The organism is Massilia antarctica (assembly GCF_015689335.1).
Taxonomy (GTDB): Bacteria; Pseudomonadota; Gammaproteobacteria; order Burkholderiales; family Burkholderiaceae_D; genus Telluria_A; species Telluria_A antarctica.
The window spans coordinates 2,613,408-2,625,789 of record NZ_CP065053.1 but is presented as its reverse complement, the minus strand read 5'-3'; the positions used below and the strand labels follow the sequence as shown (position 1 = coordinate 2,625,789).

The 12,382-nt window shown below is 56.6% G+C and carries 10 protein-coding genes and 1 pseudogene; 9 read left to right on the top strand and 2 right to left on the bottom strand.

The window, feature by feature from the left end; translation table 11 throughout:
• Positions 1–74 precede the first annotated feature (74 nt).
• Positions 75–404: a DUF3658 domain-containing protein gene (locus IV454_RS11870; RefSeq protein ID WP_206091619.1), complete on the top strand. Its 330-nt coding sequence runs from the start codon at positions 75–77 to the stop codon at positions 402–404.
• A gap of 71 nt (positions 405–475) precedes the next feature.
• A complete protein-coding gene (locus tag IV454_RS11865) occupies positions 476–847 on the top strand; it encodes a hypothetical protein (RefSeq protein ID WP_206091618.1) in 372 nt (123 codons plus the stop codon).
• 385 nt (positions 848–1,232) lie between these two features.
• On the opposite strand, the gene IV454_RS11860 is transcribed toward IV454_RS11865, so the two are convergent.
• The gene (locus tag IV454_RS11860) at positions 1,233–2,615 is read right to left on the bottom strand and encodes an IS1380 family transposase (protein ID WP_206087148.1); all 1,383 of its coding nucleotides are present in this window, start codon (positions 2,613–2,615) and stop codon (positions 1,233–1,235) included.
• 434 nt (positions 2,616–3,049) lie between these two features.
• Here IV454_RS11860 and IV454_RS33670 point away from each other — a divergent pair.
• The 3 genes and pseudogenes from IV454_RS33670 to IV454_RS11850 all read left to right on the top strand — a co-directional run.
• Positions 3,050–4,372 (top strand): annotated as a pseudogene (locus IV454_RS33670) (P-loop NTPase); the annotation flags it as partial.
• 561 nt (positions 4,373–4,933) lie between these two features.
• Positions 4,934–6,292, top strand: coding sequence for an IS4 family transposase (locus tag IV454_RS32785; protein ID WP_441294979.1), 1,359 nt, complete (start codon positions 4,934–4,936; stop codon positions 6,290–6,292).
• A gap of 42 nt (positions 6,293–6,334) precedes the next feature.
• On the top strand, positions 6,335–6,967 hold the full coding sequence (locus IV454_RS11850) for a hypothetical protein (RefSeq protein ID WP_206091616.1): 633 nt from the start codon (positions 6,335–6,337) through the stop codon (positions 6,965–6,967).
• A gap of 138 nt (positions 6,968–7,105) precedes the next feature.
• Here the strand turns inward: IV454_RS11850 and IV454_RS11845 are convergent, their stop codons facing one another.
• A complete protein-coding gene (locus tag IV454_RS11845) occupies positions 7,106–7,981 on the bottom strand; it encodes a toll/interleukin-1 receptor domain-containing protein (RefSeq protein ID WP_206091615.1) in 876 nt (291 codons plus the stop codon).
• 262 nt (positions 7,982–8,243) lie between these two features.
• Here IV454_RS11845 and IV454_RS11840 point away from each other — a divergent pair, with 262 nt between their 5' ends.
• From IV454_RS11840 to IV454_RS11825, 4 genes are all read left to right on the top strand, one after another.
• Positions 8,244–9,602, top strand: a complete 1,359-nt coding sequence (locus IV454_RS11840; RefSeq protein WP_441294969.1) for an IS4 family transposase — start codon at positions 8,244–8,246, stop codon at positions 9,600–9,602.
• A 235-nt stretch (positions 9,603–9,837) separates the two neighbouring features.
• Positions 9,838–10,068, top strand: a complete 231-nt coding sequence (locus tag IV454_RS11835) for a hypothetical protein (RefSeq protein WP_206091614.1) — start codon at positions 9,838–9,840, stop codon at positions 10,066–10,068.
• Positions 10,069–10,120: 52 nt separating this feature from the next.
• A protein-coding gene (locus IV454_RS11830) for an IS3 family transposase (RefSeq protein ID WP_206088614.1) occupies positions 10,121–11,325 on the top strand; the annotation gives its coding sequence in 2 pieces (ribosomal slippage) (positions 10,121–10,406 and positions 10,406–11,325; 1,206 coding nt in all).
• Between the two features lie 127 nt (positions 11,326–11,452).
• Positions 11,453–11,776: a DUF2059 domain-containing protein gene (locus tag IV454_RS11825; RefSeq protein ID WP_206091613.1), complete on the top strand. Its 324-nt coding sequence runs from the start codon at positions 11,453–11,455 to the stop codon at positions 11,774–11,776.
• Positions 11,777–12,382: the final 606 nt, after the last annotated feature.

Sequence of the window (12,382 nt, the reverse complement as noted above, 5' to 3'; positions counted from 1 at the left end):
ATTACCTCAGCCAGTCGTGACAGGCTGCTGTCGGCCAGGAGCCGCCGTTCGCGAAATTAATGATGAGGCAACAATTGAATATTGATGACGACGATGACCTGAGCGTTCCGCTCGACGATGAGGATAAGGCAGCTATCGCCGCGTTATCCGTGGACGAGGTTGCCGCGATTGATCAAGCAATCTTGTCCGCGCTAACCAGTCGGTGGCAAAAGACAGCACTAGTTGTAGGAAACGCAATGTACGCGTACCCAAGTCGATTTGACGACATACCTGACGTGTTCTATGGGCAGCGCCTGCTGCAACTTTCCTCTGACGGACTATTGTCGGCTCAAGGAAATTTGCGGCGCATGCGTTTCAGCGAAGTGCGCAAGTTAAACCCTGAGCACGAGGCTCCTTCACAGTAAAGTGTCGGGCAACTGGAGTCGGCCAGCAGCAGACATCTGGGAATCCAAAGAGGTGTGACAGAAAGACTTCTATGACGACACAAAAAAAGTACGAACGTATCGGCAAATTCATTTACAGCGCATGCCGATACGGTGCGGACGTATCTGATGTCTATAACTGGATGGCTAATGACCTTGGGGTTGCACGCCCGGATACAGGTGACGAGTTTGCCTTGCGCGAGCTCTGCACCGCATTTCTTGCTAAACACATTAGCGACGATGAGCTCCATGCGAATTATGAACGCTTTGTGAAAGCCATAAAAATCGTGGTGCGTAAGCCAGCATCGACCTGTACGACTGCTTTGGGGCGGCAGCTGCCGAAATCGGACAGCGCCGTAACCGTCGAGTACAATCGGCAGCAGGCGGCCATAAGCGGTCCTTCAACCAGTATAGATGAGGTGTAAGGTGCAATCAAAAGAAGCTGTAGTCACGGTTCGCTACCTACTAAGCGAACAATCGCCGGAACGCCTAGAAAAGAAGGTGATGGAACCAGTTGAACGCATTCTTGTTGCGCTTGCGCGGGTATCTAGTGTTACCTCTACCGCGGGTCATGGTTACGTAAACTTTCAGATTCAGTTTGAAGGGGGCGCCACCGAACAGCATCTAGCCTGAATGTTTCATAAACTGCTGCCGCAGTGCCGGTTCGGCGATCCATGAGCTTCTCGGTGACGATCACGATGTCGCGGGCAATAGCCCGCCTACCCGATCAATCGGCATATCAAATGCAGCGGTATGAGGTTGATGTTGGCGACGGAGTGGTCAATTCTCGGCAGACCGGACGTGTCTTACTCAGGACGAGTTCAAGGACTTGGCGGGCGTTGCCAAATACAGTCTTTCGGTCAACGTCTGCAGCAGATCTCTGACTGGACAGGCACTTGGTAAATGTAGAACGATCTTGTTCTTGCACTGCCTGACCTGCACGGCGATTTTGAACAGTTTGGAAATGACCGTTGATGGCTGCGCCTGCGACAGCGCGGTATGCCGCAGCCCTTCGGTGCGCAGTTGCTGGTGCAGGATGTAGGCCGCCGCGTGCAGCAACAGGCGCATGCAATTGGCGAGAAAGCTGGTGCAGGAGGTACGGTCGGCGGCGAGGTCATCCTTGAGATGCTTGATATAGTTTTCGGCCTGACCGCGCGCGCAATAGATATCCTCGTACAACATGCCGGCATCGAGTCCTGGCAGCGAGGTGACGATGAAGCGCGTGTTCTCGCCAAGGGCCATGACCTCGGCCTTGAGCAACACGCGCCAGGCTCTCGGCCAAGAACGCGCCTGGTAAGCAAATTCGTCGAACAGACGCACCGCATTGGGCACCACGTCCTGCGATTGTGCAGCCACCCACCGGTCAATGGCGCGAAGTCTGGTCGGCTCGGCCATCGCAAGGAGCTTGGGGTTGCAGGCGAAACCAAAAATGAAGTCCACGTTCGACATGCTGTCGATCAGGCTCATTAATTCAGGCCCGCTAAAATGTCCGTCGCCACGTACGAGAATATGAGTAGCGGGGAAGTGCTGACGAATCCGCGTCAGAACGCGCCGCATGATCATCGCGTTCTCTTCGCCAAATGGTCGCCTTCCGGGCCGCAGCACCGCCGCGATCAAGCCGCCCGACTGGCCGTCGAAAATCATCAGCGGCAAGTAGCAGGTCGAACCATAGTGGTGGTTGTAGAACGCCAGCGGCTGCTGGCCGTAGCACGCATCCTCGGAGTGATCCAGGTCGAGAATCAAGCTCTTTGGCGGGCTGGAAAAGCTGGCGATGAACTGTTCCACGAGCGCTTCGCTGACGCGGTAGATGTCCTGGCGACTGGCCGCATGTTCGAAGCGCGAGATCGTCGCCCCGGACGCCAGCGCGGCCTCGTCGTCGAACGGCAAACGGGCCGCGCCAAGTTTGAACATCGGGTCGTGGCGCAGGCTGTTCGCGTCATTGCCGTCTTCGTAACCGCAGCCGATCTGGTAGATGCGCTGTGTCAGAAGATCGTGATACGAATGGCTGACGTAACTCTGATGACGGCGGTCAGGCAAGGCCGCAGCGAGGCGCTTGGTCAAGCCAATCTGGAGGTCGACTCCGCGCAGCAAAACTGGACCGAGATCGGACGACAAACCCCCACCGGCGAAATCGGCGCGGACGCTGTGCGCGGGAATGGATGCAAAACGGAGCTGCTCTGGGGTAGAATTCATGTCGGGCAAGGTGGCGTTTTTGTTGACAGGGTAGGTTTCTAGATAACTCCCATTCTATCAATCACTTACGGCATTCTTGCCCTTTTTTATGCAAAATTCAGGCTAGCGGCCGTGGAAAAACAGGTCGAAGAAATGGTATTCAGTAGCGAGGTTGTTGTTACGTCTCGAACCGTACTGCTTAATTGCGTCACGGCTGCTGAGTAGGCTTTGGGGAGCGGCTCTGAACGGCAGCGGCGACCCGGCAGCAGTGGATTTGCTGTCGAGTACAATCGGCAGGAACCGGCCAAAAGCAGACGGTGGATGGCAACCACTTTATTCAGTAGATCTCTTAATAAATGCTAAATAAATATTGCTGCCAAAAATCATTCCCAACCCACGATGAATGGTATTTGAAGTGAGTAGCTCCCTACATTGACGCCTTCGACAGGAACAATATGCTCCCACCCGACGTTCTCGAAGCATTACGCCCTCATTTATTTTCTGGGCATTACAATCTGCTGTTAGGAAGCGGCGTATCTCTGGATAGCACGAACCACCTAAATATTCCACTGACGAGCGCTGGAAACTTGGCGGTTGAATTGTATGGTCTAAAAGACGTTCCGGAAACGACTCCACTATCTCGTGTAAGCCTTTTACTAGACAGTGATGAGATTGATAAGTACATAACGAGACCCTATTCTCACTGTCGTGCTGGGGAAACGGTAAAACGGCTGACGTCTTTTGTCTGGAGGACAGCGTTCACGCTGAACGTAGATGATGCATTGGAGGCGGCGTACGAGACGACAACGCATGCAAAACAAACAATTGAGCCGCTCAACTACGACTCGCTGTATAAGACGCCTACGAATAAGAGTACTCTACCAATCGTGCATCTGCATGGATTTACCCGTGAACCAGAGAAAGGGTATGTTTTCTCTACAACCGAGTATGGCAAAGTTACTCGCGGTATGAATCCATGGATGCACGTCCTCTCTGAACTAATTGCCAGTGAACCATTCATTATTGCAGGTACTACATTAAACGAACCTGATCTTGATTACTACCTTGCCAGCCGCACCCCTGCGGCAACGACAAATAATCGCGGCCCGTCCCTGTTCATTGAACCGTACCCAAACAAAATTACTGAAAACTTGTGCGCTCGGCACGGTCTGCTGTTGGTCAAGGCTAAACTCTCAGAATTTTTGGCATGGCTCTCGCAAACTTTAGGTGTAGCACCGACAGTAAGCCAACTAATCGTACCGAGCCTACAGGGCATCTTTAGAAAAACGCCACCTGCAGACGCACAATTGTCGTTCTTTACGGCTTTTGAATTAGTGAGGCCAGCCACCAAAAACCCCCACGGCGACGTCTCTCCATTTCATTATGGGAAAAGTGCCCGCTGGTCCGATCTTGAATCCGCTCTGGACGTTCCAACTTTTGATGAACAAAGGTTTAGTGCTAAAGCTAGAAATGCTGTAGGCAATACAACCGGTTCTCATTTCAAGATACTCTGTGCAATTGCCGAGCCAGGAAGTGGTAAAACCACACAGATCCGCAGAGCGGCTTACGATTTGGCAAAACAAGGTCAATTAGTTTTCAGTCTCAATGCGAAAGAGATCATTGATTCAGAGAATGTGATACTAATTCTTTCATTGATAGACAGACCGGTAACCCTGCTTATCGACGGCATAGCAGACCACGCGCCTGCTATACGTCAAATAGCAACAGCGCTAAAGCACGGCCTGCCTATTTCAATTCTCGCGGCAGACCGGGATTATCGAACAGATCATGTGGACCGAATCTTAGGTGACCTAGATATAGAATGGTTAACGCTATCGCCCTGGCAAGCAAGCTCATACCAGCAGCTACTAGAACGGCTGCGCAAATCAGGATTGCTTGGTGATTCAGAAGCTGTTCACAATCCGGCAAAATTTGCGTCTCGATTAGAGGGCGATCCTGTTGCCATAGCTACTTGCCGGGCGCTGAACAACTTTAAACCTCTTGAAGTGATACTTAAATCGCTGTGGAATGATGCCGGCGACAGTGCCCGCAAAAGCTTTGCCATTGCCGCTTTGGCGGAACATTGCTACTCGGGCGGCATCAGCTATCCTGTGCTTGAAGCAGCATATCCAAACCAACAACTAGCGCTACAACTGCAAATAGACTGTCCGTTACCTTTAGCATATGATGATGACGGCGACTTCGTTCTGCCTTTAAACGCACCTCGTTATACACAAATCTTGCGCGGCGCCGACCGTTCTGAAAATCTGTTTACATTCAATGGCTTAACGCGCCCCCTTGTAAACTCGCCGCGTTTCAGGTTTACTCTCGTCTTTTGCGTGGACGAATTGGCGACAGTACCTGCACCTTGGACCGAGACGGAATTTGAACAACTCGACCTGGGCGATGCGCGCCTGAACAAACGAGCGAGGATCTTGATGGAGCGATTTGCGGCTGACCCGACGGCGAGCGTGCCAAAGGCGTGTCAGGGCTGGGGCGAGACGATGGCGGCGTATCGCTTCTTCGACAACGACAGCGTCGACTGGGAGGCGATCATGGCGCCGCACTGGCAGCAGACGCAGCAACGCATGGCCGCGCTGCCGGTTGTGCTGTGCCTGCAGGACACGACTGAACTGGACTTCAACGGCCAAGGCGCGTTCGGCCTCGGCCCGTTGAGTTACGAAGCCCAGCGCGGCATGTACCTGCACCCGACCTACGCAGTCACGCCTGCGCGCGAGCCGCTGGGCATCATCGACGCGTGGATGTGGGCGCGCGAAAAGAAGGACAAATCAGGTGCGCGCGGCGGGCCGAAGGAGAGTTTGCGCTGGATCGAGGGCTACGAGCGGATCGCGGAGGTGGCGGCGCAGTTGCCCGGCACACGGCTGGTGTATGTGGCCGACCGCGAGGCCGATCTGGTGCCGTTGATGCTGCGCGCCCAGGAACTGGCCACGCCGGCCGACTGGCTGGTGCGCGCCAAGCACAACCGCTGCCTGCCCGACGGCGAGAAGCTGTGGCAGCACACGAGTGCGGGCGCGCCGATCGGCGAGCTGACGTTCGCGATGGCCGCGCGGCACGGGGTGAAGGCGCGCACCGTGCGCCAGCAACTGTGGGCACGCACGGTCGCCCTGCCTGCGGGCAAAGGAAAGAGCGTCCTCGCCACGTGCGTGATCGCGCGCGAGATCGACGCGCCGGACGGCGTCAAACCAATCGAGTGGCGCTTGCTGACCAACCGCAAGGCCGCCACGCCCGAGGCGGTCGTCGAGCTGATCGACTGGTACCGCGCGCGATGGGAAATCGAGATGCTGTTCGACGTGCTCAAGAACGCCTGCCGCGTCGAGGCGCTGCAACTGGGCTCGATCACGCAGCTTGAACGGGCCTTGGCGCTGTTCATGGTGGTGGCGTGGCGCATCGCACGCCTGATGCGCTTGGGCAGGACCTGTCCGGATTTGGATGCGGAACTGTTCTTCGACCCGGACGAGATTCAAGCAGCCTACCTGCTGCGCAAAAAGACGCCGCCGGAGAAGCCGCGTCTGAACGACGTTCTGCGCCAGATCGCCTGCATCGGCGGTTTCCTCGCCCGCAAGAGCGATGGCGAGCCCGGCGTCAAGACCATCTGGCTCGGACTGAAGGATGTTCACGTGGCGGTCGAAACGATACGCGCGCTACGGGGAATTGGCGCGCTGAACACTTGTGTATAACGAGGTGCTTTAAACGCCATTGTTGGTGACCGAACTCTCCACATGCTCGCAAAGGAAAAACCAAAATTACTTCTCGACATGTTCTGCGCCCTTGCAAACGCACTTTCGCCTTATGTAAATCGAAGAACCTCGATAGATCGCATTCCTGAAGCACGCCTTGCGGCTCGCCTATTCAATTCTGAACAAGTAGCTCGGCCATTGCTGGGCCCCCTAGCTGAGGAATTCTACGTTGCTACGCGAGAAGCGTGGCAATGGAATTCGCGGTATTGGGAGCAACGTGCCATTTATACTCAAGCCAGCAGTATCGACACTGCAATTCAGTATGCCCGCCATGCAGTCGCTATAGAAGATCATCCGTTCCCATGGACGACTCTCGCATCACTGTTAGCAAAAAAAATGGAAAAGACTACGGTCGGAATTCAGGCATTGTTCGACGAAATTTACGATCTCTTGATCCGAGTATTTAAATATGAAACTGCACGGCAATGGCGTCCCACACCCCACCCATACGTGGCGCTATTCCATGCAGTCATGGAGTTTTTAGTGAAAGGTGGGCAACTCGCCCCACGAAAAAAAGACTGGATTAAAGAAAAGATAAAATATTGCGAGGGGGCCTTTTCAAGGGATATCAAGTTAATACAGGTAGCAGGGGAAATTCGTCTGCGCTTAGCTTAATCCGGCCTCGATCATAGCAACCGGCGGCATATTTGAGGCAGCTAAAAATGTCCGCTATGGGGCGGCAGCGGCCGAGATCGGCCAGCACCGCAGCCGTCGAGTAGCGGCCGTTCGTAGGATGCATCTGTTCGGAAAATTTCACTCGCCGCGCGTCATCCGCTCTTGTGCGGAAGCGATACGCTCACTCCCATTAGACTTCTTTCTAGGTGCCGCAAGCTCAGGCATATTTGCCATTACTTCAGCTATCAAATGCTTCATAGATACCTCGTCCATTCCATGCGCCTCTGCCTGAGACAAAAAAGGGTCCATAGGAAGCCCACCCATGAGCGACTGTCGGATTATCTCTCGCAAATGCACACGCTGCTCTCTCAAGCGTCTGGACTGTTGAAAAGTTTCCCTCGAGAGACTGGGCTCACCAAACTGCTCACCAATTTCAAGCTTCCGGATGCGCTGGGTCATCCCTCGAACGCCCTCCAAAATCTCTTCGAGAAGGTCATCTTTCGTTCGTATTTCAACAGGTCCAACCTGTGGATTAGATTTCAAGATATCCTCGAAGCGTTCCTTGAAGGTCGGCCAGTAGGCGCCGAAGGCATCCGACAAGACGTTGTCATCAAGCTTACCCGCCCCGAGGTTGTTATTGAGCGTTCGAGCAAGACGCCGCATGTCATCCTCTGTCGGAAGCGTATGGTTGAATTGTGCTAGAGGGTCTTGAATGTCCTTCGGTTCTAGGTCTACGAGGAATGTGCATACGCGGCTATTAGAAAGCCCTTTAGCTAGCGCTCCCGCCTCGAACAAAATCCACGGCTTGTTCTTATTTTCGTGCGTTAAACAAACAATCCCTACGGCGGTTTCCGCCAAACCTTCAGTAATTGTCGTGAACCACAACGCTCCACGATCGACATCCTCCGTGGAAATCCAGGGGCGCGAGGCTTGAATCACACATCGCGTCCACCATGCCAACAGCTCAGCCACGGCTTTACTGCGCTGACCTGACCAGCTCATAAACACTTTCATAAACGATCCCTCTTGATTTTTAGTTCATTGATTGTACGCTATCCTATGGGGCTAAATTCTCAGTCTCGATGTCTGCAGTGGGGCGTAAGCGGGCGGTGAAAACGGAGTGTAGGGACAAATAGCAAGGATAGGCAGTTAACGCACCTCGTTATACACAAATCTTGCGCGCGGTGCCGACCGTTCTGAAAATCTGTTTACATTCAATGGCTTAACGCGCCCCCTTGTAAACTCGCCGCGTTTCAGGTTTACTCTCGTTTTTTGCGTGGACGAATTGGCGACAGTACCTGCACCTTGGACCGAGACGGAATTTGAACAACTCGACCTGGGCGATGCGCGCCTGAACAAACGAGCGAGGATCTTGATGGAGCGATTTGCGGCTGACCCGACGGCGAGCGTGCCAAAGGCGTGTCAGGGCTGGGGCGAGACGATGGCGGCGTATCGCTTCTTCGACAACGACAGCGTCGACTGGCAGGCGATCATGGCGCCGCACTGGCAGCAGACGCAGCAACGCATGGCCGCGCTGCCGGTTGTGCTGTGCCTGCAGGACACGACCGAACTGGACTTCAACGGCCAAGGCGCGTTCGGCCTCGGCCCGTTGAGTTACGAAGCCCAGCGCGGCATGTACCTGCACCCGACCTACGCAGTCACGCCTGCGCGCGAGCCGCTGGGCATCATCGACGCGTGGATGTGGGCGCGCGAAAAGAAGGACAAATCAGGTGCGCGCGGCGGGCCGAAGGAGAGTTTGCGCTGGATCGAGGGCTACGAGCGGATCGCGGAGGTGGCGGCGCAGTTGCCCGGCACACGGCTGGTGTATGTGGCCGACCGCGAGGCCGATCTGGTGCCGTTGATGCTGCGCGCCCAGGAACTGGCCACGCCGGCCGACTGGCTGGTGCGCGCCAAGCACAACCGCTGCCTGCCCGACGGCGAGAAGCTGTGGCAGCACACGAGTGCGGGCGCGCCGATCGGCGAGCTGACGTTCGCGATGGCCGCGCGGCACGGGGTGAAGGCGCGCACCGTGCGCCAGCAACTGTGGGCACGCACGGTCGCCCTGCCTGCGGGCAAAGGAAAGAGCGTCCTCGCCACGTGCGTGATCGCGCGCGAGATCGACGCGCCGGACGGCGTCAAACCAATCGAGTGGCGCTTGCTGACCAACCGCAAGGCCGCCACGCCCGAGGCGGTCGTCGAGCTGATCGACTGGTACCGCGCGCGATGGGAAATCGAGATGCTGTTCGACGTGCTCAAGAACGCCTGCCGCGTCGAGGCGCTGCAACTGGGCTCGATCACGCAGCTTGAACGGGCCTTGGCGCTGTTCATGGTGGTGGCGTGGCGCATCGCCCACCTGATGCGCTTGGGCAGGACCTGTCCGGATTTGGATGCGGAACTGTTCTTCGACCCGGACGAGATTCAAGCAGCCTACCTGCTGCGCAAAAAGACGCCGCCGGAGAAGCCGCGTCTGAACGACGTTCTGCGCCAGATCGCCTGCATCGGCGGTTTCCTCGCCCGCAAGAGCGATGGCGAGCCCGGCGTCAAGACGATCTGGCTCGGACTGAAGGATGTTCACGTGGCGGTCGAAACGATACGCGCGCTACGGGGAATTGGCGCGCTGAACACTTGTGTATAACGAGGTGCAGTTAACGTCCTTGAGCGTAGAGGCAAGCGGATGGTTGACGATGAGGGGAAGCCGGCAGCGCTGCGCTGGGTGTTCCGGTGCCCGCCAAATAGCATTAGTCGACGCCCAGATCTGGAAGACAAGCATGCTTACTGCATTAACAATCCAATCGCGGGGACGGCGGGGACATTTTGGACCGTGTAGCCCTTTCAAGTATACTGATCGCCCTATCTTCGAGAATACGAAAATGAAAATACTGCTCCTCATTGCATCGCTGTTGTTGTCCACTCACGCACTCGCCGACGAAGCGAGCAAGCGTCAAAAAATCCGCGAGCTGGCCAGGACGCAAGGACTGGAGCAAATGTTTCAGGTGCAGATTGATCAAGGGAAGATCAGCACGAGCAAGATGGGCGTTGAATTCTTCGACAAGTTAGCGAAAGACAGCGGAGTCGAGGCGTATAGTGGATCCACATTTTGAGACAGTGGCCACGGGGTAGTTTAAGCTATCGTCCTTGAAAGGATGACAGCAAATGGGTGAAGCAAAAAAGCGCAAGGTACACACGGCCGAGTTTAAGGCGAAGGTCGGCCTGGAGGCGGTTCGCGGGGTCAAGACAATCAGCGAGATCGCGCAGTCATACGCCGTGCATCCGCAACTGGTCGGGCAGTGGAAGAAGGAAATTCTTGAGTCCGCAGGGGCGCTGTTCGAGGGTAAGCGCGGGCCCAAGCCGGCCGAGGACAAGGGCGACGAAGAGCGGCTGTATGGCGAGATCGGGCGGCTGAAGATGGAAGTCGATTGGCTCAAAAAAAAGTTGGGGGTGTGAGCCAGGAAGCCAGGATGAACTGGATCGACGGCGCCGAGGAACTGCCTCTGAGCCGACAGTGCGAGCTGGCCGAAGTGCCGCGCGCGACGGTGTACCGGCGACTGACTGCCAAGGTGCCGGAAGATGCTGGTGCCGAGGACTTGCTGTTGTGCCGGCTGATCGACGAGCAATACACGAACCGGCCGTTCTACGGCAGCCGGCGCATGGTGGTGTTCCTGCGCGCGGCGGGCCACGTCGTCAACCGCAAGCGCGTGCAGCGACTGATGCGCCGCATGGGGCTGGCCGGGATGGCGCCGGGGCCGAACACGAGCAAGGCTCATCCAGAGCACAAGGTGTATCCGTATCTGTTGCGGGGCGTGCCGGTGACGCGGCCCAACCACGTGTGGTCGACAGATATCACCTACATCCGGTTGGCGCGGGGATTCGCCTACCTGGTGGCGGTAATCGATTGGTACAGCCGCAAGGTCCTGTCCTGGCGGCTCAGCAACAGCATGGATGCGTCGTTCTGTGTGGACTGCCTGGAGGACGCCCTACGCGAGCATGGCAAGCCCGAGGTGTTCAACAGCGATCAGGGTTCGCAGTTCACGAGCAAGGCGTTCACGGACGTGCTCAAGCGCGAACGGGTGGACATCAGCATGGACGGGAGAGGGCGGGCCCTGGACAACATCTTCGTCGAGCGCCTGTGGCGCAACGTGAAGTACGAGGACGTGTACCTGAAGGGCTACGCCAACATGGCCGAGCTGATGGTGGGATTGGCCCAGTACTTCGCGTTCTACAACGCGGAGCGTCCTCACCAGTCCCTTGGCTACGAGACGCCCGCCAGCGTCTATCGCAGCGGGACCGGCGGCGGAGCGCTGATCGTCGACAAGTATGGCGACGCCGAGGCGGTCGTTGAGGGAACGGTGTGCGGGTAGAAAGCCCTGCCGGGGGCGGCCACTGGAGGATGATGCCCTCCAGCGGCATGATTAGAGAATCACGGGGCAGCGCCGACCAGCTGCAGCGGTGGAAACGGACACAGCTTAAACTTGCTGAATAATTGTCTTGACCGATGGGTCCACTTTAGCGAGCCCTGACGACCCCGAAGTCCGCAAGCTCTTCACTCAATTGGCGGAACGGCTTGCCGCCTTGCACACGGCAAAAGAATACATGGACGCATGGAGCCGCTCGTACGGTAAGGAGCTAGCGGAATCGGACATCGACAATATGTTGAAATACTATCGTTCGCCGGTGGGCAAGCGTGACATCCGCGCGTCCCAGTCGGCCATAGCTGCTTTCAGTCAGACAATCGCGAATGAGCAGATGGTTCGCATGACGGCGCTGACCGAAAATATGGTCAAGGAACTGAAGGCGATCACGACAAAATAGTGCGGTGACAGGCTAGCACGAGGACTTGTCAATGGCACGTTCTCGCCGCCAGCAATCTCAACCTATCGAAATCCGACGAGGGCGAGCGTTCAGGCCTCCGTTCCACTCTCGCCTGCTCCGCAGCGCCCGCCTTGTCGGGGCCCATACCGAAGCGTTGAACGGCGGCTACGGGGCGACTCCGGCCGGTCGTGACAGTATGTGAATTTTCCGTGTTGGCAAGCTGATATGCTGGACCAGACGGCCGGGTTCGGCCGGAAGTGGACAGAAAAAAGGGCCAACACCTTGGCAGGGTGGCGATACGCTGTGGCCAAATTTTCCGTCAATGGCGTGCACCGCAGCGTCGACAGGCACAAAGCCGACTTTGCAGCCCCCCCTGTGGCCGCGCTGTTTCGAAGCGCCCAGCTGCCCCTCTTGGCTTGGCCGGGTCAATGCCGTCAATGACCGCTGCCGTGTGCCCGCGCGCGTACCGACCGAGCATGCGCCGATCACGACTGAACCGACGTCGCGATACCCGGGATACCGGTCAGTAGCGGCCGGGTCCCGCCTTAGACCAATGCAATTTGATGCAGTGTCAGGAAGGCGTCAACCCCCGTTGCGTAGATCATC